This window comes from Adlercreutzia equolifaciens DSM 19450, from assembly GCF_000478885.1.
In the GTDB taxonomy this organism is placed as follows: Bacteria; Actinomycetota; Coriobacteriia; order Coriobacteriales; family Eggerthellaceae; genus Adlercreutzia; species Adlercreutzia equolifaciens.
In genome coordinates, this window is the sequence record NC_022567.1 from 353,197 (window position 1) to 376,830 (window position 23,634).

20 protein-coding genes are annotated in these 23,634 nt (G+C 63.2%); 16 read left to right on the forward strand and 4 right to left on the reverse strand.

Going from position 1 to position 23,634, the window contains the following annotated elements:
* Window positions 1-159: 159 nt before the first annotated feature.
* Genes AEQU_RS01080 through AEQU_RS01095 form a run of 4 tightly spaced genes read right to left on the reverse strand, consistent with a single transcriptional unit; the run spans window position 160 to window position 5,036 of the window.
* Window positions 160-1,536, reverse strand: a complete 1,377-nt coding sequence (locus AEQU_RS01080; protein ID WP_022738642.1) for a 4Fe-4S dicluster domain-containing protein — start codon at window positions 1,534-1,536, stop codon at window positions 160-162.
* On the reverse strand, window positions 1,529-3,409 hold the full coding sequence (locus tag AEQU_RS01085) for a hypothetical protein (protein ID WP_022738646.1): 1,881 nt from the start codon (window positions 3,407-3,409) through the stop codon (window positions 1,529-1,531). Before AEQU_RS01085 ends, AEQU_RS01080 begins: the two co-directional genes overlap by 8 nt.
* Window positions 3,410-3,430: 21 nt before the next feature.
* Window positions 3,431-4,198 carry a TorD/DmsD family molecular chaperone gene (locus AEQU_RS01090; RefSeq protein ID WP_022738651.1) on the reverse strand — a complete coding sequence of 256 codons (768 nt, stop codon included), beginning with the start codon at window positions 4,196-4,198 and terminating at the stop codon, window positions 3,431-3,433.
* Window positions 4,199-4,208: 10 nt separating this feature from the next.
* Complete coding sequence (locus tag AEQU_RS01095) at window positions 4,209-5,036, reverse strand: hypothetical protein (protein WP_022738655.1); 828 nt, start codon at window positions 5,034-5,036, stop codon at window positions 4,209-4,211.
* Between the two features lie 264 nt (window positions 5,037-5,300).
* On the opposite strand from AEQU_RS01095, the gene AEQU_RS01100 reads away from it, so the two are divergent.
* The 16 genes from AEQU_RS01100 (at window position 5,301) to AEQU_RS01175 (ending at window position 23,627) form a co-directional block, all read left to right on the forward strand.
* Window positions 5,301-6,152, forward strand: coding sequence for a hypothetical protein (locus tag AEQU_RS01100; protein ID WP_022738659.1), 852 nt, complete (start codon window positions 5,301-5,303; stop codon window positions 6,150-6,152).
* Window positions 6,153-6,498: 346 nt separating this feature from the next.
* On the forward strand, window positions 6,499-9,558 hold the full coding sequence (locus tag AEQU_RS01105; RefSeq protein ID WP_022738663.1) for a molybdopterin-containing oxidoreductase family protein: 3,060 nt from the start codon (window positions 6,499-6,501) through the stop codon (window positions 9,556-9,558).
* Between the two features lie 18 nt (window positions 9,559-9,576).
* Window positions 9,577-10,194, forward strand: coding sequence for a 4Fe-4S dicluster domain-containing protein (locus AEQU_RS01110; RefSeq protein WP_022738668.1), 618 nt, complete (start codon window positions 9,577-9,579; stop codon window positions 10,192-10,194).
* 3 nt (window positions 10,195-10,197) lie between these two features.
* Window positions 10,198-11,067, forward strand: a complete 870-nt coding sequence (locus AEQU_RS01115) for a dimethyl sulfoxide reductase anchor subunit family protein (RefSeq protein WP_022738672.1) — start codon at window positions 10,198-10,200, stop codon at window positions 11,065-11,067.
* A 66-nt stretch (window positions 11,068-11,133) separates the two neighbouring features.
* Entirely contained in the window at window positions 11,134-12,000 is an 867-nt protein-coding gene (locus AEQU_RS01120; protein ID WP_022738677.1) for a DUF6273 domain-containing protein, read from the forward strand.
* Window positions 12,001-12,313: 313 nt separating this feature from the next.
* Window positions 12,314-12,997 (forward strand): 4Fe-4S dicluster domain-containing protein, encoded by a 684-nt coding sequence (locus tag AEQU_RS01125; protein ID WP_022738681.1) that lies wholly within the window; start codon window positions 12,314-12,316, stop codon window positions 12,995-12,997.
* Between the two features lie 9 nt (window positions 12,998-13,006).
* Complete coding sequence (locus AEQU_RS01130) at window positions 13,007-14,017, forward strand: 4Fe-4S binding protein (protein WP_022738684.1); 1,011 nt, start codon at window positions 13,007-13,009, stop codon at window positions 14,015-14,017.
* Between the two features lie 144 nt (window positions 14,018-14,161).
* On the forward strand, window positions 14,162-14,692 hold the full coding sequence (locus tag AEQU_RS01135; RefSeq protein WP_022738685.1) for a phosphoribosyl-ATP pyrophosphatase: 531 nt from the start codon (window positions 14,162-14,164) through the stop codon (window positions 14,690-14,692).
* Window positions 14,693-14,807: 115 nt separating this feature from the next.
* Window positions 14,808-16,235, forward strand: a complete 1,428-nt coding sequence (locus tag AEQU_RS01140; protein WP_022738687.1) for a phosphoglucosamine mutase — start codon at window positions 14,808-14,810, stop codon at window positions 16,233-16,235.
* Window positions 16,236-16,641: 406 nt separating this feature from the next.
* Complete coding sequence (locus AEQU_RS01145; RefSeq protein ID WP_022738692.1) at window positions 16,642-16,899, forward strand: PqqD family protein; 258 nt, start codon at window positions 16,642-16,644, stop codon at window positions 16,897-16,899.
* A gap of 415 nt (window positions 16,900-17,314) precedes the next feature.
* On the forward strand, window positions 17,315-18,382 hold the full coding sequence (locus AEQU_RS12430) for a hypothetical protein (RefSeq protein ID WP_144079453.1): 1,068 nt from the start codon (window positions 17,315-17,317) through the stop codon (window positions 18,380-18,382).
* Window positions 18,383-18,819: 437 nt separating this feature from the next.
* Window positions 18,820-20,247, forward strand: coding sequence for a sodium-dependent transporter (locus AEQU_RS01155; RefSeq protein ID WP_022738696.1), 1,428 nt, complete (start codon window positions 18,820-18,822; stop codon window positions 20,245-20,247).
* A gap of 16 nt (window positions 20,248-20,263) precedes the next feature.
* Window positions 20,264-20,494 carry a hypothetical protein gene (locus tag AEQU_RS01160; protein WP_144079454.1) on the forward strand — a complete coding sequence of 77 codons (231 nt, stop codon included), beginning with the start codon at window positions 20,264-20,266 and terminating at the stop codon, window positions 20,492-20,494.
* A 587-nt stretch (window positions 20,495-21,081) separates the two neighbouring features.
* Window positions 21,082-21,807: a B3/B4 domain-containing protein gene (locus AEQU_RS01165; RefSeq protein WP_022738704.1), complete on the forward strand. Its 726-nt coding sequence runs from the start codon at window positions 21,082-21,084 to the stop codon at window positions 21,805-21,807.
* An 84-nt stretch (window positions 21,808-21,891) separates the two neighbouring features.
* Window positions 21,892-22,218: a DMT family transporter gene (locus AEQU_RS01170; protein WP_022738709.1), complete on the forward strand. Its 327-nt coding sequence runs from the start codon at window positions 21,892-21,894 to the stop codon at window positions 22,216-22,218.
* Window positions 22,219-22,298: 80 nt separating this feature from the next.
* Entirely contained in the window at window positions 22,299-23,627 is a 1,329-nt protein-coding gene (locus tag AEQU_RS01175; protein ID WP_022738715.1) for a DNA-binding protein, read from the forward strand.
* Window positions 23,628-23,634: the final 7 nt, after the last annotated feature.

A 23,634-nucleotide genomic window follows, 5' to 3' on the forward strand; every position in this document is an offset into this window, starting at 1 on the left:
CCCCAAATTGACGGTTCTTACGGAAAGAACGTCACTTTGGGGCTAGATATATCTCGAATAATCGAAATTCGTTAACAAGATAGTCACGAATTGACGGTTGTTACGTAAGAAGGGTCATTTTGTGGCTAGAAAAAATTCGGGGAAGTAGAGTGACATTCCTCACGAGCTGTGTTGCTCGCGGATTTCGCGGCGGCGGGCCTCGCGGGCTTGGGCGTATTCGCGGCGGGCGGCGGTGTCGAAGGACTTCACCTTGGCCTGGGGTTCCTGCAGGTTGTCCACCTTGATGAAGCGGGCCATGCGGCTGGCGATGGAGTCCTCGGCACCGGGGTTCCAGCCGATGGGCTGCATGGTGAAGCGGAACTTCTTGCCGCTTAGGAACTCGTCGGCGGAGACTTCCTCGGCTACGGTGATGGCTTGCTCCGGGCAGATGGTCTCGCAGAGGCGGCACTGCATGCACAAAGCGCTGCGATGCTCCACGCCGAAGGCGTCGTTGGCGGCGTCGAATCGGGTCAGGGCGCCGGTGGGGCAGAACACGGTGCACATGCGGCAGGAGCGGCAGAGTTCCGTGTCGATGGTGACCTGGCCCCAGAGGCGCGTGGTCACGGTGGGGGCCGCGGGGGTGCCGAGGGCTTTCAGACTGTTGAAGAGGCGCAGGCGACGCTCGGGCACGAAGTGGGGGAGGGTACCGTCAGCCTGCACATGGGCGAACTGGGGCTCGCGACTGTCTTGTTGCGACTCTCCTGTGGGCGGGGCCACGGGGTACCCTGATTCGCTCAAACAGTCCTCGCTGGCATCTGCCACGGTGGCGGCGTTCACGGCATTAGTGTCATCCTGAGCGGAGGCCGTAGGCCGGAGTCGAAGGATCTCTCGAGTGTCGGAGGCGTGCTGGAGGCGGATGCGGTCGATGGGGGAGGGGGTTCCCAGGGCAGCGAGGAGGGTTTCGGCGGAGACGATGATCTCATCGCTGAGGGCGCCGCCGCAGCGATGAGGGCAACTCTCACAGGGGCCGCTGATGAGCTGGATGGAACGGGCGCCGCGGGCGGTGGCTTCCACGAGCAGCGACTCGTCCACGCGACCCAGACAGACGACGCCGACAAGGGGCCGGCCGTCGGAGGTGGCACCTGCAATCTTCCCAGGGACGAAGGAGGGCGCGGTGGCATCGCAGGAGTCTCGCTTCATGCGATTGCCGCTGGCCATTGCAAAGGCGCGCTCGCAGGCGATGGCCACTCGGCCCTCATTCTCGGCAAGAGCGGCTTCTACGGCGCCGAACAGTTCCTCGTCGGTGGGGTTGGCGGCGGTAAGGCAGCCGGTGGGGCAGGCCGAGGCGCAGGTTCCGCAACCGATGCACTTCTCAGGGGAGACGACAATGCCCTCTTCGCCCAAGGAGATGGCACCCGTGGTGCACACGGCGGCGCAGCGCAGGCATTCCCCGTTGCGGTGGCGCACGAGCACGCAGCGCTGGGGCTCGACCGCAAGCAGCGGTGAATTCATCTCATCGATGAGGTTGATCATCTGTCCGTGGCGATAGTTAGTCATGATAGGACACCCCCGTAATGGCGCGGATGGTTTCGCTGGGGTGCACCTCGCACACGCGCTCGCCTTCCCGCAGCCGTACCCGATGGATCTTCAGTTGCAACGATTCGGCCTCCGCCAACGGGGCCTCGGTAAAGTACGTGAATAGGAGCGTTGATGCGGCCTTGCCGGCGCAAGCATAGGTCTTGGCCATTTCGGCAGCCAGCATGGCCGGGCGCTTGTCGCGCTCCATCTGGGCGGGATCGAAATAGCGGCGCGGAAGAACGAGGCCGTTCACGAGCCCCGCCATGATTACGACACAGGCGGTCTGCCCCGCAAAATCCTCCGGCAGTCCCACGCGCACGCCGTCGCCGACGAAGCCGGGAGAGAGCACTCGGTCTTGAACGGCGTCGCACAGGGCTGGCGCTGTGGCCTGCTCGCCCGCATCTTTCGCGGCGGCGCGGAGCAGCGCTGCTCCCTGATCGTCGTCCGCGCCGACGGCAACGATAGCCGCATCGATCAGCGCGCTTCCCCTGAGGCCCGAAAGGCAGTCGACGATTTCGGCCGCTTCGGCCAAGGCGGTGGTGGCGCTTGCAGCCTGCTGGCGCAGCAGGGCGCTTTCAGGAGCATCGGCGAAGGCGACGCCTGCGCGGAGGCTTAAGGCGGCATCGCCCGAAGCGACGGCGTTCGCCAGGGCGCTTTGGGCCAAATAGTCGCCAAAGCCGCACCAGCTGCGCAGGGCGAGCGGGTCTTCTGGATCGGCGGCAAGGCGCAAAAGCGTAAAAGCGCGAGCGGCCCGGCAGGTATCGGCATGGCGCATATCGCCGCCGAGCGAGGGGCGGGACAGCGGGCTTGCGGCGATGCCCTCCGCCTGAAGCGCTTGGGCGATGCGCGCGGCCCATTGCCTGGTGGCGGCCGCCACGGCAATGTCTTGGGGTCGCGCCCCGTAAGAGAGGTGGTGGCTCACCAGCGAAACGACGCCTGTCAGTTCGCTCTTGGGGCGCTCGAAAGCCACCGCCTCGCAGCTTCCCTGGTCGGTGCAGGCGCAGGGCACCGGTCGCGCATCGAGGGCTTCGTCGGCAGCCAGGAGGTTGACCGCGTCGGTTACCACGCGGCTGAGATGGCTGTAGGCCAGGGTTTCGCGAACGGCGTTGGGGTTGGCGGCAACGAGCTCTTCGATGCCCGAGAAATGCGGGTAATCTTCCGAGCCGTGCGTGCGGGCGCACGGCTCGCTTGCGACAAGGAGCGCAGTGCGCGCAAGAAGACCCGCGAGGCATTGGGACGCGCGGCTGGCCATTTGGTAGTCGTCGACGAGAACGTAATCGCGGCGGAAGGCCTCCAGGTCATGGGCGAAGCGCTGGCCGTAATCGAAGGCCGCGCGGGGAAGCTCGCAGGCGAGGTAGGACTCTCGATGGCGCAAGGAGCCGACGAGCAGGCGAAAGACGCGCTCTTCCTGCTCGTCGTAGAACCAATCGCCGCTCATGGGCTCCAGGTCGGCCCAGCTGCGGTAGAAGAACTTCAGCATTTCGCTGAGGCGCCGCGGTGCAACCCCGGAGGTTTTCACATCTTCCAGAAGAAGGCGCTCCTCGAAGCCCATGAGGATGCGGCCCCGCCGACCCGTGCGGGCTTCGGCTTGCGGAGAGGACAGCACGTCGAGCGCGTACAGCGGCAGTGTCGTCACCAAGGGCAGGTCCTCAAGGGGCACGACCGCCTTAAGGCGCCGCTCGAGGGCGCAGGCCGCAGCGGGGGTGGCGGCGAACAGGATGATTTCTCGCGGCGGCACGCCTTGGGCCAAAAGATCCAGGACGGCCTCCACAAGCCGTTGGGTCTTGCCGCATCCGACGCGCCCCTCGACGGAGTGCACTTCGGCTGCAGAGGCGTAGGGCGACAGGTCCATGGTCGCGTCCTCCCTTCAGGCTTAGGCTGCTACCAGATCGGCGAGCAGGGCGGCGTCCTCTTCCAAAAAGCCCTCGGTCACATTGGCAACGCCCTGGTAAAAGGTCGTGTCGGCGAACCGACGGGTATCGCTAAGGAACACCGGCACCCAGCTGGCGAGGTGGTCGTCCATGAAGTTGCGCTGGGTGTTGATGAGTGAGAAGGCGCGCTCTTCGTCGCCGGCGCGCAGGGCCTTCGCCGCCCGGTGAGCCAGAACGCCCATGAACTCCAGCTCCACGGCCACGTGATCCTCGCCGACGGTCCAGGACTCGGACTTTTCCAGGCCGCAGGAGCGGTAAATGGCGAGCACCTCGTCGCGGGCATCGCTCATGAGCAGGCGCTTTTCCGAAGTGTAGACGGATTCGAAGGGATAGGCCGCCGAATAGGTGTCGATGCCCGAGCCCAGAAACGCGCGGGTATAGTCCACCGACAGCTTCATGAGGGGGTCGACCCAGGCGTTGGAGAGGTACTTGGCGATCTGGTAATAGCCCTCGTCCATGAGTCCGTTGCCCGAAGAGACGGGGTAATCGGTGTCGTTCAGCTGGGCGAGCAGCGCCTCGTCAACCTCTTCGCGGAACAGGCGGGCGAGAAAGCTGTAGGTCTCGCTGCGGCTTTCGCAGAGCGCGGCCAGATCTTCGGCGGTCATGACGCCCTCGTCGTTGGTATCGGTGCCGAGGGCGTCATTCTCGGTGGTTTCGGCAGTCTCGACGATGGTCTCGGCAGCGTCATCTTTGCGGGTCGCGATAGTCATGGTTGCCTCCCTAGTTCTCGTTGTCGGCGTGCAGATACGCGCGGCCGTGCTCGGTGGTGGACCACTGGCCCGTCCATTCCACGGCGCCCGCATGCTCGAGTTTGTCGATGAAGTACATGGCGTAGCGCTTGGGGTTCTGCAGCACCGGTTCGTCGTCCACCACGTCCCCGATCTCACGTAGGCTGGCGCCTCCGTCGCGAGCGCACAGCTCAAGGCAGGTGGTGAAGATGGCGCCGTACTGCGGCTCTGTCTCGTACAGGGCGGCGATCATCTCCATCGGGCGATAGCTGTCCAGCTTGGCGGCCCCTGCCTCGGTCAGGCTCCAGAACACCTCCGGCGCCGGGGCGACGCGCCAGTACTCGACGCCTTCCACTTCCACGCGCAAGGGCTCCTGCTCCACCTCGGCCAGCGGGGTGCCGTTCTCGTCGGTCTGAGCGATGGCCCCGGCGCGTTCGAGCAAGTTGCACAAGGTCAGCGGCTCGTAGACCGAGTGGTGGTGGCGCTTCATCTCGGCGATGACCTCCTCAAGGTCGGCCGTGGGGAGGGGGGATGCGCACGTGCCCATGATGGTGAAGAGCATTTTGTGGAAGGTGGGCATCTGGGCGAACAGTGCGTCGATGCGCTCCTCGGCGGTCTCGCCGTTGTCGAAGGCGACCAGGTCGCGCTGGAACTGAGGGGCGGCTTCGGGGTTCGGCATATTGAAGGGGCCCTCGGCGAGAACCGAGGGGGCCTCATCGTCGGCGTCGGTGTCGTCGTCGAAGGCGAAGGCCTGCAAGGGGTCGAAGTCGGCGGTCAGGTAGCCGTCGAGTATCTCATCGGTTTCGGTGCGGTCAGTCATGGGGCCTCCTCGGTGCGAGTTGTGCGGTGCCACGATCTTAACGAGGCATAAATTTATGCGTCAAGCCTGTTCAGAGGCATGTTCTCATGACGATTTGGCTTGGATGATGCTTGCGCGCCATGAGCTTATTCCGATTCGACATGCTGTCAGATTTCCCGTTGACGGCGCCGCAGCGCGCCCCGATACTGGGCCTCGAAACGCTCCGTCTCGGGCTGGCCTTCGCGGTTGCGCTCGGGACGCATTTGCAGGATGAAGGAGGATGCCATGCTGCCCAAACCGTCGCTCGTGCTTCAGGTGAGGCTTCGGCCCGAGGAGTACTCGGATACCGCTGCTGTCGAGATCAAGCGCAGCTACATGTACCTGGCCCAGTCCGTCGTGTCCGAGCTGGACGAAGGCGAACGTGCCGAGGGCAACCTCATGCGTCTGAACGTCCGCCTCATGAAGCCCTTTTGGGATGCGTCCGACCCTGCTGCTGAACAGCTGTGGCGCGCTTCGTTCATGCCCTGGCTTGTCAACGCCACGCGCAATATGTCCACAGCCATGCACAACTACAACACGGTGCTGCATCCCCTGGGCGCCGGCAACGTGACCTACCAGTGGGCCGACTTCGACTTCGCCCCCCATGCCGTGCTGCGCCTGAAGGTGGACGACGAAAACCGCATTCCGTCTGAAGCGCCGGCTCTCTGCGACAAGGTGCGCACGCTTGCCGCCGAGGGCGTCTTCGACGAGAACGTGGCCCGCATCCGCATCCCCTCCCGGGCGAGCATTGCCGCTCAAGAGGTCGCCTTCGAAGAGGAGCAGGCCTGCTACCGCGCCGCCCTGGCCGCCCAGAATGAGGCGGCCGAAGATGAAGCGGCCGTTCCCGCTGAAACGGCGGCCGAAGGCGAAGGTTCGTTTGAGGCCGACGAGGCGGCTGTTGTTACTGAAGACATCGAAGAGCTTGGTATCGCTCAGCCCTCCGACTTGGCGGACGACGCCGCAGCTGACGCGACCACCGAGGCTCCCGAGGGTGCCAGCGAAGTTCTCGCCGAGCCGGTGTTCAGCCTCGATTATTCCATCTGGGGCATCGAATACACCGACGGCACCGTCGTTGAGCTCGATTCTCGCATTCACTAAGCTTACCCCGGCCCGGATCGCGCTTCCCCTCTTCCCCAACCTCACGATCCGGGCGTCTTTCCCCTCCCTTGAACGGGCAGGACGCCACCCCTCCGGCGCCCTGCCCGTTCGCATCTCCGACTTTTCCCAGAAGGCAGTACTTGTTCGCCGCTTATGCCGCTGCCGCATAAGCAATGCCGAATGGGCATTGCCAGCCCGTCAACCCGGCATCTTCGGAAATTCCTTATGCCACCCCAAGCGCGTAACGTGTACGTCAGAAAAGCTTGCAAGGCGCCCGCTGGCCGCGCCCCAGGGGGACTTCCAAGCTTTCTAAAGAGAGAACCCGAAAGAAGAGAAGGAGGATGAAATGGGCAAGCTGAACATGACGCGCCGGTCTTTCGTCAAGACCGCCGCCGTGTCTGCCGCCGTGGCTGCCGTTGCCGGCGCCGCCAGCCCCACCGCTGCTCTCGCCGAGAACGAGAACGCCGCCGCCACCGAATCGGCGGTCACGCGCATCCGCTCCTGCTGCCGCGGCTGCGGCAAGGTGGAGTGCGGCGTGTGGGTGTACGTGCAGGACGGCAAGGTCATTCGCACCGAGGGCGACGAGGACTGCTTCCTCACCATGGGCAACCACTGCTCCAAGGGCCAGGCGTCCATTCAGGCGGCCTACCACCCCGACCGCATCAAGTACCCCATGAAGCGCACGAACCCCAAGGGCGACGACGATCCCGGCTGGGTGCGCATTTCCTGGGACGAGGCCTACCAGACCATCGCCGACAACATTCTGGAGATCACCGAGAAGTACGGCAACGAGTCCACCTTCACCTGGTGCGGCACGGGCCGTCAGTGGTGCATGCAGTCCGACGCCGGCATGGCGCTGCTTCTGTTCGGCACGCCGAACATCGTGGCCGCCTACCAGGTGTGCAAGGGCCCGCGCCACTTCGCCAGCCGTATCGACAACGTGCAGGCCTGGTCGTGGTCCGAGCTGATCAACCACTCCACGAAGTTCGTGCAGTGGGCCACCGAGCAGTCGCAGTCGAACTACGACGACGCCGCCCGCACCGTGGTGGACGTCGCCCGTTGCGCCGACGCCTTCATCTCGGTGGACCCGCGCCAGACGAACCTGGGACGTACCGCCAAGTACTGGCTGCCGCTGCGCCCCGGCACCGACAACGCGCTGGCGCTCGGCTGGTGCCACCTCATCCTGAAGAACGACCTGTGCGACTGGCAGTTCCTGAAACGTTGGTCGAACTCGCCGTTCATCGTGGTGCCGGACATGGACCCGACCGGCTACGAGGAGCACGTGCAGAACGGCGGCTACCCCTACGCCTACCAGACCCGCCTGCTCACCGAGGCCGACATCGACCCGACCATGGTGGACTGGGAGATCGAAGGCGACGGCGACCCGCAGCGCTACCTCGTCTTCGATCAGCTGAACAACCGCTGGACCTACTGGCAGGCGCACCCGGAGGTGGGCGAGGCCCACTGGGAGGGCGAGAATTGGCAGAAGTCCACGAGCTACTTCGACCAGGATCTCTCCCGTCTGCGCGACGACGAGTCGAAGAAGCCCGGCAAGGTGTACGACCTCTCCGAGTTCAACCCGCTCATCGACCCGGCCATGTACGGCGAATTCGATGTGAAGCTGAAGGACGGCACCACCCATAAGGGACGCCCTGTGTGGGATATTTGGGCCGAGTACCTGGAGGGCTTCACCCCCGAGAAGGTGAGCGAGATCACCGAGGTGGACGCGCAGCTGCTGACCGACGCCTGCCTGGAGTGGGCCACCCGCGACGATCCGCGCATCCCCAACGGCGGCATCAACTACGGCCTGGCCATCGAGCATCACGGCATGTCCACGCAGAACTGTCGCGCCATCATGGCCGCCTGCGCCATGGTGGGCGCCATCGACACCCCCGGCGGCCAGCGCGGCGCCACCAACGGCTGGACCACCCAGTCGGGCCCCACGTCCATGTACCCTGGCGCCGACGGCGGCTCGAACCCCGCCTCCTTCGTGCGCGCGCCGTTCTTCGGGCTGTACAACCGCATCGCCGGCTACGAGAAGTTCCCCATGCTGTACTGGTACGCCGTGTGGGCCGACTGCAACTCGGTCATGGAGTACATGCACCGCGATGCGAACGCCCCCTACGAGATTCACGCGGGCATGATCGGCTCCGGCGACCATATGAACATGGCTAACGCCAGCTACAACTGGGAGGCCCTGCTCATGCTGGACTTCCTCTTCGAGGCGAACCTGTGGCATTCGCCCACCTCGGGCGCGGCCGACATCCTTTTGCCGGTGTGCCACTGGACCGAGATGAACGCCCAGCGCATCGCCCAGGGCTCCGGCGGCTCCTTCAGCCTGTGCGTGCGCGCCGTCGACCCTCCGGGAGAGTGCAAGAGCGATCCTTTGTACTTCCTGGAGCTCGGCCCCTACTTCGGCGTGCCCTTCTCCACCGATCCGGAGGATCCCTACTGGGAGAAGAAGTCGGCCGAGACCGGCAAGTCTGTGGACCTGCTCGCCCTGGAGTACGAGTGCCTCGACGCCGAGCACGGCGGCGGCTGCGCTCCCTATGACTCCTGGGACGACTTCGTGGCCGCCTACCAGGAGCACGGCACCTGGAACATGAAGGAAGTGTTCCCGGACGACTGGGGCTCCTACCGCCGCTACGAGATCGGCCAGGCCTACCGCAAGGCGCCTCATCAGCAGCCGACGAAGCTGGACATCAACATTCCCGGCTTCCCCACGCCGACCATGAAGCACGAGTTGTGGGCCACCACCATCGAGTCCCACTTCCCCGAGGGCTCCGACGGCCCCGAGGTGACGCCGGGCTTCCACACCGAGGCGCTGCCCTACTATGTGGAGGGCATCCACTCCCGGGTGCGCGACGCCGAGACCTACGAGGAGTACCCGATTCTCTGCATTACCGGCCGCCGCATCCCCGTGTACTTCCACAGCGAGCATCGCCAGCTGCCCTGGTGCCGCGAGCTGTGGCCGGTGCCCCGCATGGAGATCAACCCTGAGACGGCCGCCGAGCTCGGCCTGGAGCAGGGCGACTGGGCCTGGATCGAAAGCCCCTGGGGCAAGGTGCGCCAGACCGTGGACCTCTACTACGGCATCGCGCCCGGCACCATCAACTGCGAGCATCAGTGGTGGTATCCGGAGCTGGCCCAGGCCGACAAGGGCTTCAAACTGTCCTGCATCAACTGCATCGTCGACCGCACGGCCCAGGACAAGTACAACGGCTCGTCCACGGTGCGCGGCTATCCGGTGAAGGTGTACAAGGCCACGCCCGAGAACAGCCCCTTCGGCAACCCCGTGCCCTGCGGCAACGACGGCACCGAGATCATCCACGACTCGTCCGATCCGCGCCTGAAGCTGTGGGCCATTGGCGCCGAGGGCATTCACCCCGACAAGTTCGACGCGTAAGAGAAAGGAGTGGGAGAAATGACACAGCTTGCTATTTGCACCGACCTCGACCGGTGCGTGGGATGCCTTGCCTGCAGCGTGTCCTGCAAAGTGGTCAACGGCGTGCCCATCGGCAACTTCTGGAACAAGACCCTGCGCGTGGGTCCCACCCCCAAGGAGGGCGGTTCCGGCCAGTATCCGGACGTTGAGACCTACTTTTTGAACGTGCAGTGCCAGCACTGCGAGAACCCCCAGTGCGTGGAAGTGTGCCCCACCGAGGCGTCGCACAAGCTGCCCGACGGCACCATCCAGATTGACAAGTCGAAGTGCATCGGCTGCCAGTTCTGCGTCATGAGCTGCCCCTACGGCGTGCGCTACCTCAACGAGGAGGAGGGCGTCGTGGAGAAGTGCACCCTCTGCCAGCAGCGTACCGCCCAAGGTGAGCTGCCCCAGTGCGTGAGCCAGTGCTGCGGCATGGCCCGCTGGTACGGCGACGCCGAGCAGGGCATCGAGTCCTTCGAGGGCCCGCGCGGCGAGCGTCTGGGCGACTTCGTAAACGACTTCACCGAGGACCAGGTGTACAAGCTCACCGATGTGGGCAACGGACCGAGCATGTTCTACATCATGCGCAACATCAAGTGGCAGGGGGTCGAGTAGCCCATGGAAATTCAAATCCCGCTCGTCATCTTCACGAGCTTTCTGGCCTGGGCCGCGGGCATCTTCGGCACCCAGTGCATCCTCGCGCTGCAGAAGCGCGGCGGTGCGGTGCAGCTGCCGGCGCTCATCTGCTCGGCTGTGGTGCTCGTGGTGGGCGGCATCGCCGTCGTGTTCCATCTGACCCACCCGTTCAACCTGTTCAACGGGTTCGGGCACATCACCTCGGGCATCACCCAGGAGCTCGTCGCCATTGTGCTTCTGGCGGTGGTCATGGTGCTGTTCTTCCTGATGCTGCGCCGCTCCGAGGATGATACGGTGCCCCAGTGGCTGGCCGTGGTGGGCATCGTGGTGGTGCTCGTGCTCATCGTGGCCATGGGCCACAGCTACATGATGCCGTCGCTGCCCGCCTGGGACACGGTGCTGCAGCTGCTGTCGCTTCTGGGCGCGGCCTGCGTCATGGGCCCGGCCACCGTGGCCTTCATCGGTGCCGCGCGTGGCATTGAAATCGAGGGTATCGGGCTTCTCGCGGTCATCGGCGCAGCGGTAAACGCCGTGCTTTCGGTGGCCTACATGTTCGCCATGGAGGCCTCGAGCGCCACCTTCCAGTCCTTCCAGTACTACTTCGACCCGACGCACCCGAATGTGGCCATGGCCAACCCGGCCAACGTGTCCCTGTTCACGGGCGACTCGATGACGGCGCTTGTGATTGCGGCCATTGCGCTGGTGGTCGCGCTTATCGGCGCGCTTGCGGGCAAGAAGCAGGGCGCGTGGAAAGTTTGGGGTGCGGTGGTCGCCATCGCCGGTTTGGTGTGCGCCGTGGCTCTGCGCGTCATGATGTACACCATGGGAGAGACCCTGTTCATGCTGTACTAGCGGGCTTCGGGGAGGCCGCCGATGCGAGCCTCCCCACCCTTCGAGAAATGAGACAAGGAGGTTCTCATGCGAGGAATATACAAGCGGGCCGCACTCGCGCTTGCCGCTGGAGCGCTCGTGGTAGGCCTCGCCGGGTGCGCCGCGGAGAGCGCGCCGGTGAGCGACCCTTCCAAGGGCGATAACACCCAACTGGCCTATACCGGCGCCGAATCCGCCGACGAGCAGAGCTTCGATACCGTCACGTTCGGCAGCTATCAGGGTCAGGACATCACCTGGCTCAAGCTCGCCGAGGAGAACGGCAAGACGCTGCTGATCAGCGAACAGGTGCTGGACGCCGTGCCCTATGACGATTCGACCGAAGCGTACCAGTGGTCGGTGCAGTCGCCACGCCCCCAGAAGGACATTGAGTGGGCGACGAGCTCGATCCGCACGTGGCTGAACGGCGAGTTCTTGAAGGCCGCCTTCAGCGCCGATGAGCAGGGTGCCATTGCCGCCACGACGCTGACCGATGCGAAGAACAACGTGTCCCACACGGCGGCCACGGCGGCTGACCCGTCGGTGCATGCGGCCGAGGAGACGACTGATCAGGTCTTTCTGCTGAGCCTGGCCGAGGCGAAGCAGTACTTCGCCAACAACGCTGCTCGTGTGGCCCATCCTACCGACTACGCCGTGAGACAGGGCGTGTATGTGGGCGTGGCGAGCAACGACGAGCAGCCCGACGGCGCGGCGGCCTGGTGGCTGCGTTCCAACGGCTACTATGCCGGCTACGCCTCGGTGGTGACCGACGACGGCTACGTGCACGGCGACGGCTACCGCATGGCCGGCGAGCTGCACGACGGCTTCGACGACCACGGCTCCGAGCTTAAGAGCACGCTCGGCGGCAATATCGGCGTGCGTCCCGCCATCTGGGTGGAGACGAGCGCGCTTTCCTAGAAGCGTTTGGAATGGGCGGCTGCGACAAGCGATTGCAGCCGCCCGGTTCCTGTTGATTAGTTCGGGCTTGGAATGATGTAGTTGCGACTCGCTGCGGGCGGGGCCACGGGGTACCGCCCAGTCGCTCAGACAGTCCTCGATGGTATCGAAGGCGTTACGGCCGCCTTCCCCCTAATTCACTGCGCCTTCGATACCATCTGCGGAACTCGCTTGGTGGGCGGCACCCCGTGTCCCCGCTTGGCTCAACCACGGTTGCGATATCGTCAATTTGAATCCGAGGTAATCGAGGAAAGATGAGAGAAGGAGGACAAGCATGGCTGGAGGAAATTCGCTGACGCGGCGCACGCTGTGTATCGGCGTGGGCGCCACCGTGGCCATGGCCGGGCTGGGCGCGCTGCGCTATGTGGGCAGCGAGCCGCTCGTGCGGCCGCCGGGAGGACAGGACGAGGAGAACCTGGTGTCCCGCTGCGTGCACTGCTACCGCTGCATCGAGGCGTGCCCCGAGAAAGTGATCGTGGCCGCTTCGCTGGATGCGGGCGTGCTGAACATGCGCACGCCGCGCATGGAGTTCTCCGACTGCTACCCCGGTCAGCTGGACGATTTTCGCTATTGCGATTTCTGCGCCGAGCGCAACGGAGGCGTGCCCCTCTGCGCGGCTGTGTGCCCTTCCGGGGCTTTGCAGCTGCCGGTCGATTACGCACCCGAAACCGAGGTCATTGGCGTGGCGGTACTGAATACCGAAACGTGCATCGCCTACCGCAGCAGCTTCTGCGCTTTCTGCCACGACGTGTGCATCCAGGTGCGTGGCGAGGAGAATGCGGCCATCTACTACCAGAACGCCGATGCGACGGATGCCCTGGACACGCGGCTGCCCGTGGTGGATGCCGAGAAGTGCAACGGTTGCGGCGCCTGCGAGGCCGTGTGCGTGTCGGCCCAGGCCGGCTCCACCATGAACGCCTCGGAGCGTGCCATTGTCGTGAAGCCGCTGGAAGGGTAGGGGGTCGTCATGAAGTTCAAGAATGCGCGCACTGCGGTGGCCGCGGTGGCTTTTGCGGCGCTGGCCGTCTGCCTTATTGCCGGCGTGGCCACGGGAACCTGGTGCGGATTCGGGGCGAACGACATCGCGGTTCTGTGCCCGGTGGGCGCGCTGCTATCCATGGTGGCGGCCAAGACCCTCATCCCGCGTGCGGTGCTGAGCATCGTGGTGGCCATCGCCCTCGTGCTGCTTTTGGGCCGCCTGTTCTGCGGCTGGATCTGCCCCGTGACCCTGTGGCGCCGAGTGAAGGAGTTCTTCAAGCCCGTGAAAACGCGCGAGCAGGAGGCGGAGGCCCTCTCTCAAGCGAACCAGGCCCTCGCCGCCGAGGAGATCGCAGCGCTGAAAGAGGCGTCGGCGACTCACGACTGCGCCGCCTGCGGAGCCTGCCACGCCAAGCGCAACGCGCCCCTGGACTCGCGTCATGCGGTGCTTGGCGGCGCGCTGCTGACGACGGCCGTGTTCGGGTTCCCCGTGTTCTGCCTCGTGTGCCCCGTGGGCCTCACTTTCGCAGCGGTGGCCTTGCTGGTGAGCCTGTTCGGCTCGGGCGATTTGAACTGGTCGCTGCTGTTCGTGCCGGCCATGCTCGTCATCGAGCTGGTATTCCTGCGCAAGTGGTGCGGCCGCTTCTGTCCCATCTCGGCGTTCATGAGCCTCTTCTCCCGCTTCAGCCGCACGGGCATGCCGGTCATCGACAACGAGCGCTGCCTGGAGACGGCCAAGGGTACGGCCTGCAGCCGCTGCGCCACGGCCTGCACCTTCGACGTGAACCTGCGTCACCCCGACTTGGGCGAGCTGCCCCTGCACGACTGCGCCCGCTGCGGCGACTGCATCGACGCGTGCCCCACGAGCGCCATTTCCTTCCGCGCCGTCAGCGGCAAGCCTGTTCCCTTCGTCGACGCCTTCGCCTCGACGCGCTCCGGCGGCAAGGCGAAGGCACCCGCCGCGCCGGCTTTGGACGATTTGGAGCCAGAAGAAGCATAAGGCGGTAGGGGCCCACGGCTCGCGCCATCTATTCGAAACCTGTGATTTTTATCAGGGGCGGCTTTCGGGCCGTCCCTGCTTTTTGTGGTTGGGTATCATGGAGGGAAATATCATGGTGGCTGCCGAGAGAAAGTGCTGCATTCAATGGTCAACAAGACGTTCATCCCCGAAGGCGAGGCGGTCCCGGCCTCGCAGATTGGCGCGACGCTGGAGGCGCTCGCCGCCACTATCGCCGCGCGTCGCGACGCCGACGAGGCGAGCTACACCTACCGGCTTCTGACGGGCAACGTCGACGATGTGCTGAAGAAAGTCATGGAAGAGTCCGGGGAGGTGGCCCTGGCCGCCAAGGACGTAGAAGGCTGGGCGACGTCCTCGCTCGCGGCGGCTGTGGCGTTGGAGGCGACTGAGGCTGGCGGGACGACTACCGGCGCGGAGACGGCTGACGACGGCGCTGACTTCCCCCTTTCCGTCCAGCTGCCCCCGGAGTACGGCGAGGCGGTCGATCATTTGCGCTACGAGGCCGCTGATGTGGTGTATCATCTTCTCGTCGTGCTGGAGCGCTACGGCATCACGCTCGACGAGTTCGCTGCCGAGCTGAACAATCGCATGACCGAAGGAGAGCGGCCGCACGGCGCCGTTCGCTTGCACGACGAGTTCGTGCGTCGCGGAAAGTAGCGTTCAGCTGCAGGTCTTGTGCGGGGAAGAGACGGAAATCTCGCGGCAGCCTGAGCGAGCGAAACAATATGGAGAACTTCGGGGGAGCCCCCGAGTTGAAGGAAAGAAGGATTTCATGGCCCGACTGTTTGGAACTGATGGCGTGCGCGGCATTGCAAATGTGGAGCTGACCTGCGAGATGGCCTATCGTCTCGGCCAGGCCGCCGCCATCTACCTTGGCAAGACCATCGTTGTGGGTCGCGACACGCGCCGCTCCGGCGACATGCTGGGCGCGGCCCTTTCCGCGGGCATCATGAGCGCGGGCGGTACCGTGCTCGAGGCCGGTATCATCCCCACGCCGGGCGTGGCCCTGCTCGTGCGCGAGATGCGCGCGGCGGGCGGCGCGGTCATCTCCGCCTCTCACAATCCGCCGGAGTACAACGGCATCAAGTTCTTCGACGCCCAGGGCTTCAAGCTGCCCGATGCCGTGGAAGACGAGATTGAGGCCTTCATCGTCAACGGTGGCTTGGAAGGTGAGGTCGCTGCCGCCGAGGAAGCCGCCTGGAGTGCCGCTCAAGCCGCTGCGCCCGATGCTCCCGCCGATGCGACGAGCTATCTGGCTTCCGAGATCAAGATGCCTGCTGGTGCCGAGGTGGGTGTGGTCATTCCGCTGGAAAACGCTTGCGACATTTACATCGACCATGCGGCTCGTTCCATCGAGGATCAGGGCATTTCCTTCAAGGGCCTGCGCATCGCTTTGGATACGGGCCACGGTGCTTCCTCGCTCACGTCCCCGGAGGCTCTGCGACGCTTGGGCGCCGAGGTGATCGTCATCAACGATGATTTCGATGGCATGGACATCAACGTGCAGTGCGGCTCCACTCATCTCGAGCCCCTGCGCGCGCTTATGGCCGAGACGGGTGCCGACGTGGGTATTGCACATGATGGCGATGCCGACCGCGTCATGCTCATGGCGCCCGATGGCACCGAGATCGACGGCGATATGGTGGAAGCGGTCTGCGCGCTCGATATGCGCGAGCGCGGCGTGCTGGCCGGTGACACGGTTGTGTCCACGGTGATGTGCAACTTCGGTTTCGTGCGCGCCATGAAAGAGATGGGCATCAACGTGGTGCAGACCAAGGTAGGCGACCGCTACGTTCTGGAGGCTATGCGCGAGCACGGCTACTCCATCGGTGGCGAGCAGTCTGGCCACATGATTCTGCTCGATCACAACTCCACGGGCGACGGCCTCATGACGGCCTGCCAGTTCTTGGCGGCGGTCATCCGTTCCGGCAAGCCCGTGGGCGAGGCCATCCAGGTCATGGAGAAGATGCCGCAGACCCTGATTAACGTGCGTGTGAACGACAAGCATGCCGTGGAGGACAGCGCCGAGGTGGCCGCTGCTGTGGCCTCTGCTGAGGAGGCGCTCGGCGAGGACGGTCGCGTGCTTCTGCGCCCGAGTGGCACCGAGCCGGTGGTGCGCGTGATGGTGGAGGCAGTTGATCCGGCCGCCGCACAAGCGCACGCCGAGGCCATCGCCGCCGTGGTGGAAGCCTGCGCGTAAGGCGAAGGCGACCGACAGGCCCTGTTTTCGAGAACAATGCAGTAAATGCCAGTTCGACCCCGTAATGGTAAGAGTGTCAGTCCCGTTTCTTACCAAAGCGAGGTCGAACTGGCATTTTCGCCCCTCAATCGTCTCCCCTTCTTGCCAAAGCGGGGTCGAACTGGCATTTACTTGGGAGATTTCGAAAATGATTTTGCTCGTCGGAATCATAAGGCTCGCTCGATCATGTTCTTCTATAAGCGAATAGCTCATTGATTTCGCTTTGGCAACAGAACGCAGCATCGCTGTTAACCTGGGGTTATTTACAAGGAGTCACCGTTACACTGTCGTTATTTCTTGGTAGTGATCGGCGCAAGAGCTTTCTGTCCTCGGTCCTGCTTTATCTGCTGCCGAAAGGACGGGCGACATGAAAACGCGATCCCTTGCTCCTGGGGCCTATCTGGCGAGAAGCGGCCAGGGCGTCTCGCTGTACGATGCCGACGGCAAGTGCTTTGCCATGAATAAGATGGGCGGCTCCATTCTCGCTTTGGCCCTCACGGGCCTTTCCGCTGAGGGCATCGCCGATGCGTTGCGTCATTATTTCAACGGGACTCCCACCCAGTCCCGCGACGAGGTGGCAGCATGGCTCGACGAAATGGAAGCGAGCGGTTTCCTGAATTCCTAGCAGTTGGCCACCGACATTGTTGCCCCATGTCGGCCATTGCTTAAAAGTATGCAGGATTTTGCGATTAGGAGAGCCATGCACGCCCTTTCAGTCGCTGCAGGCTCTCCCTATCGCAAAATCCTGCACAAATGGCGCGCCGAGGCTCTCCCTATCGCAAAATCTTGCACAAAAGAGCCCCAACGGTTGACGTGGCAAGTCATTGGGCCGCGGTATACAAAGGATATCCGTAATAAGCCAAAAACGAGTTTGCTTACCTGGGCTGCCATAGCGGCCTTGCTCGTCGGGGCTGCCGTGACGACTTGCTCTGCTTGGCACCACGCTTTTTAAGGATGAGGGCAACAATCATGAATGGGAGATTCGTAAGGTTTCTCAAAAGCGATGATAGTATTAACCGCATTACGCTAAAGTTCGCTCAATGAAAGTATACCTCAGCCATATCACGGCCTTACGCTTCTGGCGCGCATGGTCTATCCTGCGCCCTCTCACGTTGCAGGAGTTTCACAGTACAGGGAAAGTGGCGGACGCCAATCTGTTCCCTTCGAACATCTATCAGACTTCAGCGGTGCTGCGAGATTGCGCTATAAGGGAATGCGACATCCATGGTCTTTTTGACGAGCTGCCTGAGATGCCCGAACTGCGCTTTTGCCTCAAAGACTGCACTGACGGACTTGGCGCGAAACCATGGCATATCCTGCATGATGGTAAAGAGGGTACGAAAAGTTCGATGCTTGCTGAGCGTCATCGCAGCCTCCTGAATTATCCAAGAGGGTCTTTCGTGCGCATCGCTGAGGGGTTATTCGTCTGTTCGCCAGAGCTTGTGTTCGTTCAAATGGCCTCCTGCCTTTCTTTCGGTGAGTTGCTTGCCCTTGGCTATGAGCTCTGTGGGTGCTATCCGCGATCAACGCAAAAGAGTGTTCCGCTGGTGCGTCGTCCTCTTACCACGCCGAACCGCCTGATGGCCTACGCAGCGCGTCTGAATGGTGCAAAGGGTGCAAAGCTCGCGAGAGCGGTTGCAAAGCAGGTGCGGGCAAAATCGGGATCCGTGATGGAAACCGAGCTTGCCGCCATTGCGTTTACGGCGGAGGTTTACGGGGGTCTCGGTATTGCCGAAGCGCTCATCAACGCCCCCGTTGCCTTGTCGGAGGAGGCGCGCCGGGTTGCTCGTACCGATTGGGTTGTGCTCGATTTTTACTGGCCCAAGGCGCATTTCGGCATTGAATACAATGGGCGTACTGCCCATGCGAGCGCCGATCAGCAGGATCGCGATTCTCGCAAGCGGGATGGACTTATGGTTGACGGCATCGAGACAGCTACGATGACGAATTCCCAGTTTCAGAATGTGACGGAATGCACGGCTCTTCTCGATAGGGTATCCGGCCGTGCGGGAAAGAAGCGTCGGAAGCGCAGGGCTGCTCATGCGGATGCCCATCGAAAGTTGCGACGCCAGGTAAGCAAATTCCACCAGCAGCATTTTCCTTTCTAAGCCGACGCTGCACGAGTCGGCTGCCCTCCCTCCCTCTTCGCCTTTCTAGGTTGTGCGCCTGCCTTCCGTACGCGGCAGGCACCTTTCGTGATGCGGTGAGCGAGAGCTCGAGCGGGTGCAGGACTATGCGCTGCTCTGGCCTCGAACTTCCTTTTTTTGCTGGACGAATCTCCTTTTGCTCTTTTTGCTGGATGCGCGAGGCCTTGAATTTGTGCAGGATTTTGCGATAGAGAGAGCCGCCGAGGGCTGGCTGGCGATTCAAAGCTCTCCTGATCGCAAAATCCTGCACAAATGGCGCTCGGGGGACTCTCTTAATCGCAAAATCCTGCACGAAAAAAGGAGGAGCGCGGGCAAGATTTGTCCCTCTGGCCAGAACCTGCTTGTTCGTGCCGCGCCTTTCGCTATGATGGAAGGCACGGAAATTCAAGGAGGACGCTGTGACGACAAGAGACGACAACATCGTTGCGGAGGAAGCGCGGGCCATCGAGGTCGGTGAGGAGACGGGTGCGGGAGCGCCGGGCGCATCGGGCGGCTCGGGCCGTGGGCGCCGCGATACCTGGGCCACACATACGGGCTTCATCCTCGCCTGCGTTGGCAGCGCCGTGGGCATGGCCAACATTTGGCTGTTTCCCTATCGCGTGGCTCAGTTGGGCGGCGCGGCCTTCCTCATCCCGTACCTCATTTTCGTGGCGCTGCTGGGCTTTACGGGCGTGATTGGAGAAATGTCCTTCGGTCGGGCTATGGGCGCTGGCCCTATGGGCGCATTCGGCCGCGCCATGGAGATGCGCGGTGTGCGGCACGGCGAGCGCATCGGTAAGATCATCGGCCTCGTTCCCACCTTGGGATCGCTCGCCATTGCCATCGGATACGCCGTGGTGCTCGGTTGGGCGTGCAACTACTTTGTGGCTTCGCTTGACGGAGAGCTTATGGCGCAGACCGACATGGGAGCCTTCTTCGGCGCCATCGCATCGGACTTCGGCAACGTGGGCTTCCACCTGCTGGGCTTGGCGCTCACCTTCGGCATCATGATCCTCGGCATATCCCGGGGTATCGAGCGCGTGAACAAGGTGCTCATGCCCACGTTCTTCGTGCTGTTCGTCATCATCGCCATCCGCGTGGCCACCCTGCCGGGGGCGGCAGCTGGCTACGAGTATCTGCTCGTGCCCCGCTGGGAGGCGTTGCTGAACCCCACTACCTGGGTGTACGCTCTGGGCCAGGCATTCTTCAGCCTATCGCTTGCCGGGTGCGGCACGCTCGTCTACGGTAGTTACCTCAAGCGAGATGTGGACGTGGTGGACGCCGCCAAGAACGTCGCCATTTTCGATACCATCGCCGGGCTTGTGGCCGCCTGCGTCGTGGTGCCGGCGGTGTTCGCCTTTGGGCTGGACGTGTCTTCCGGGCCGCCGCTTCTGTTCATCACGCTGGCCCAGGTCTTCCAGGAGATGCCCTTCGGTAACATTTTCGCTGTCATCTTGTTCGCGGCGGTGGCGTTCGCTGCCATCACGAGCCTCATGAACTTGTTCGAGGCGCCGGTGGAGGCGCTGCAGGCCCAGCTGGGGCTGTCGCGCGCGGTGTCGGTGGGCATCGTGGCCGTGATCGCCGTGGCCGTGGGCTTGTTCCTGGAGAACGGCAGCTCGGTGAGCGACTGGATGGATGTCATTTCCATCTACGTTATTCCCGTCGGCGCGTTTCTGGCGGCCGTCATGTTCTTCTGGGTATGCCCTCGCGGCTTCGCGAAGAAGCAGGCCGAGATGGGCCGCAAAAAGCCGCTCGGCCGCTGGTTCGATTTCATGACCCGCTGCGTTTTCGTCATCATCACCGCGCTCGTCATCGTGCTGGGCATCTTCTACGGCGGCATCGGGTAGAGAGTGGGTGAATCGCGTGCTGACCTATGAGCAGGAGACCGAGATGCGCTGTCGCCGGGCCAGGGAAGAGGCTCTGGAGCAGGGCATCGAGCAGGGCATCGAGCAGGGCATCGAGCAGGGCATGGATCGCCTAGGAGCTCTCGTCGGTCGTCTTATTGACGCGGGCCGCCTCGACGACGCAAAGCGCGCCTCCGAGGATGCTGACTACCGCGAAGCGCTGCTTGCAGAATTTGGGCTGCAGAATTGAGAGGGGAGTTGCAGAGCTCCGTTCCAGGGCAACCTGTGGGGAAGGGCTTTGCTCGGTCTCGAAACATAACAGCTGCAGAGATTATTGCCGGATGGAAAGGTGTCCGTCGGCCACCATCTGATTGGCCCTCTAATGGCTATGAAATCGATTGGGGTTCGGTCGCAGGCGAGCGAGGTCTGGCGGGGGCGAGATATTAAGAAATCGCAATAACTTGGCAATATCTCAGATATGGGATTTGGAAGGTGGCGAGCGCGGGATTCCTCTTATCTTCAGGCAATAGTTTGGAAGGAGGGGAATCATGATAGGTCTCGATGCGTCATTGGCAAGGACGGGAATGAATATGGACACTTCGCTGAAGAAGCTGTCGCCGCTCGTGCTATCATGGAGCCAGCTTAAAGCACATAGCCTGCCGCCGGGTAGGCGTGAAGCGCTCGCAGCGCGGACATCGTTAGGCCTTTGAAGATGTTCGCCCCGCGGGCGCTTTTTGTTTAGGCCGCCTTGGGCGTTCGTGCGGAGATCTTTCGACTACGGCCTTCGGCCTTCGCTCAAGATGACACGTCCGGCGGCGCGAGAAGAAAGGAAGACCTATGAAGCAGTTCGTGGCGGAAGAGTCGTTCTGGGAGCTGTTCCCCGAGGCCCAGATCGGCATCGTGGTGGCCCACAACATGAAGCCGACTGCCGAGGTGGCGCCCGCGGATGCCGCCGCCATTGCGCGTGCCCTCGCCGAGGCCAACGGCAAGGCCGATCAGCATCTGGAGAGCAACACCATCTCGCAGAACGAGGTCGTAGCTGTTTGGCGCGAGGCCTATCAGAAATTCAAGACGAAGAAGGGTGCGCGCTGCTCCATCGAGAACCTGCTCAAGCGCGTGCTGAAGGGCAATCCCGTGGGGTCCATCACGCCGTCGGTGGACATCTACAACACGGTGTCGCTCACCCACGCACTGCCCGTGGGCGGCGAGGACATCGATGCCATGGCAGGCGATATCCGTCTCGGCATCACCGAGGGCGGCGACGCGTTCCGCCCGCTCGGCGAGGAAGAGGACGCGCCCACGTTGGAAGGTGAGCTGTGCTACCGCGACGATGCCGGTGCCATCTGCCGCTGCTGGAACTGGCGCGACGGCGAACGCACTGCCCTGACCGACGACTCGAAGAAGGCCTTCCTCATCATCGAGTCCGTGGATCCGGACCGCGCCGACGACCTCGCCGCTGCCACCGATCAGCTGGCCGCCATGGTGCAACAGTACCTGGGCGCCGACATCTTCGCCAAGCAGATCATCACCCGCGACAACCCGACCATGGTGATCGACGAATAGCGCGAGTGCGCAGAGAAGCGAAGACGCGGGGCGCGGACGGCCTGGGTGGTCGCGCGCCCCGCCCTATCGGGAAAGGGGAGGCTGGTGAGCTGGCTCGTGCTCGTTGCATCGGGGTGCATGGAATCGGTGTGGGCGATTGCCTTGGGGAAGTCGGAGGGTTTCACCCATCTGGGCCCCACCATCGTGTTTGTCGTGGCCCTGGTGCTTTCTATGCTGGGGCTTTCCTTCGCTGTGAAGACGCTGCCAACGGGCACTGCCTATGCCGTGTGGGTGGGCATCGGCGCGGCCCTCACGGTCATATACGGCATGGTCACGGGTTCGGAGCCCGCGAACCTCGCCCGCATCCTGCTCATCGCCGGCCTCGTCGGCTGCGTCATCGGCCTCAAACTCGTCGACGGCTCAACTGATTAAACAATTACACTTCCATTATTCAACCTTTACACCTTCGCTTTTCAACTTTTATAATGTGTAAAGCTGAAAGGTGGGTTGGAATGGTGGATGGAATCAGCATTCGCGAGGCAGCTTCCGAGCTGGGCGTTTCCGTGCAGACGGTGCATAATCGCATCAAGAGCGGCGCGCTTGACGGCGAAAAAACGAATACCGGCTGGCGGGTAAGCGCACGTTCGGTGGAGGCTGCCAAAAAGACGCCGCCAAGAAAAGGTCGTCCTTGGCACGGGGAGACGTATCTCCTGATGAACGGTCCCTACGAGGTGATGACATTCACCTATCGTCGCGAAACGGACTCGTTCGCTCCAGGTGAGGTCGTCGATGCCGAACGCGCCCCGTTGGGAACGGTGACGCGAGAGGGGCGAGGAAAGGCGTCCGGCCTCAAGACGTGGTGGCAGCATCGCAGCATTCCTGGTTCCCGTGCGGGAATGGATGAGAAGCTGCGCAGTCTCGGCCTAGAAGAGCCCTCCCAGATCCCCTTTCGCAATCTGGGGCTTTCGCTTTCTGATCGATATTGGATTCGCCCCGCCGATCATGCTCTGCGCTGGGAGGACGTCAACTACTTTCAGAACGATTTCGGGGGCGCTGAGGGCGATTGGGACGAGTGGCTGGCCGAGGTGGGGCTCTCGTCGCCGGACAACACGTCCGAGGGCGTTCTTCCGAAGCGGTGGCTCTGCCGGGGGAGTGAGCGAATTCTGCTGAAGGGCCATATCCCCTGGACTGACCAGCAGGTTTACAACGAGGCCGTGGCGACCGCTCTCCATGGCCGCCTCCTCGCTCCGGGCGATTACGTTCCCTACGAGGTTCAGCGTACGGAGGCCTTGGGCGTGGTGAGTGCGTGCCCCTGTTTCCTGTCGCCGCATGAGGAGTACGTGCCCATGAGCTTGGTTCTGGAAGCCGAACGCCGCAGAAAGGGCGAGACGCCTTATGACACCGTGGTACGCGCTTGCGTAAACCGGGGCATTCCGTTGAAGACCGCTGAAACGCAGCTTGCGAAAATGATCGTGTGCGATAGCGTCATGGCCAACATCGATCGCCATCTGCGCAACTTCGGGCTTGTGCGGAACATCGATGATCTTCGTTGGCGGTTTGCGCCGATCTTCGACACGGGAAACAGCCTGTGGTACGACAAGGACGAAGGTGCTGTCGCTCGGGGCGACTACGCGTTCTCATCGCACCCGTTCAGCGATATGCCGAATCGCCAGCTCATGTACGCGGCGGAACTGGGCTGGTTCGATGCGGGGAAACTGGAAGGCTTTGCTGACGAGGCCTGCGAGATTCTAGCCGAAGGGGATCTGTGCCGCTGGCGCCTCGACTACCTGCGCGAGGGCATCCGCCAGCGCATCGGTGCCGTGCGGGGGCTGCTTGTCTAAGTGCGGG

Bases quoted from the DNA above. Each gene is read 5' to 3' on its own strand.
- AEQU_RS01100 (WP_022738659.1), top strand. From the start codon at position 5,301: ATGCTGCCCAAACCGTCGCTCGTGCTTCAGGTGAGGCTTCGGCCCGAG.
- AEQU_RS01140 (WP_022738687.1), top strand. From the start codon at position 14,808: ATGGCCCGACTGTTTGGAACTGATGGCGTGCGCGGCATTGCAAATGTG.
- AEQU_RS01085 (WP_022738646.1), bottom strand. From the start codon at position 3,409: ATGGACCTGTCGCCCTACGCCTCTGCAGCCGAAGTGCACTCCGTCGAG.
- AEQU_RS12430 (WP_144079453.1), top strand. From the start codon at position 17,315: ATGAAAGTATACCTCAGCCATATCACGGCCTTACGCTTCTGGCGCGCA.
- AEQU_RS01130 (WP_022738684.1), top strand. From the start codon at position 13,007: ATGAAGTTCAAGAATGCGCGCACTGCGGTGGCCGCGGTGGCTTTTGCG.
- AEQU_RS01115 (WP_022738672.1), top strand. From the start codon at position 10,198: ATGGAAATTCAAATCCCGCTCGTCATCTTCACGAGCTTTCTGGCCTGG.
- AEQU_RS01135 (WP_022738685.1), top strand. From the start codon at position 14,162: ATGGTCAACAAGACGTTCATCCCCGAAGGCGAGGCGGTCCCGGCCTCG.
- AEQU_RS01145 (WP_022738692.1), top strand. From the start codon at position 16,642: ATGAAAACGCGATCCCTTGCTCCTGGGGCCTATCTGGCGAGAAGCGGC.
- AEQU_RS01120 (WP_022738677.1), top strand. From the start codon at position 11,134: ATGCGAGGAATATACAAGCGGGCCGCACTCGCGCTTGCCGCTGGAGCG.
- AEQU_RS01090 (WP_022738651.1), bottom strand. From the start codon at position 4,198: ATGACTATCGCGACCCGCAAAGATGACGCTGCCGAGACCATCGTCGAG.
- AEQU_RS01080 (WP_022738642.1), bottom strand. From the start codon at position 1,536: ATGACTAACTATCGCCACGGACAGATGATCAACCTCATCGATGAGATG.
- AEQU_RS01105 (WP_022738663.1), top strand. From the start codon at position 6,499: ATGGGCAAGCTGAACATGACGCGCCGGTCTTTCGTCAAGACCGCCGCC.
- AEQU_RS01095 (WP_022738655.1), bottom strand. From the start codon at position 5,036: ATGACTGACCGCACCGAAACCGATGAGATACTCGACGGCTACCTGACC.
- AEQU_RS01125 (WP_022738681.1), top strand. From the start codon at position 12,314: ATGGCTGGAGGAAATTCGCTGACGCGGCGCACGCTGTGTATCGGCGTG.
- AEQU_RS01175 (WP_022738715.1), top strand. From the start codon at position 22,299: ATGGTGGATGGAATCAGCATTCGCGAGGCAGCTTCCGAGCTGGGCGTT.
- AEQU_RS01110 (WP_022738668.1), top strand. From the start codon at position 9,577: ATGACACAGCTTGCTATTTGCACCGACCTCGACCGGTGCGTGGGATGC.
- AEQU_RS01165 (WP_022738704.1), top strand. From the start codon at position 21,082: ATGAAGCAGTTCGTGGCGGAAGAGTCGTTCTGGGAGCTGTTCCCCGAG.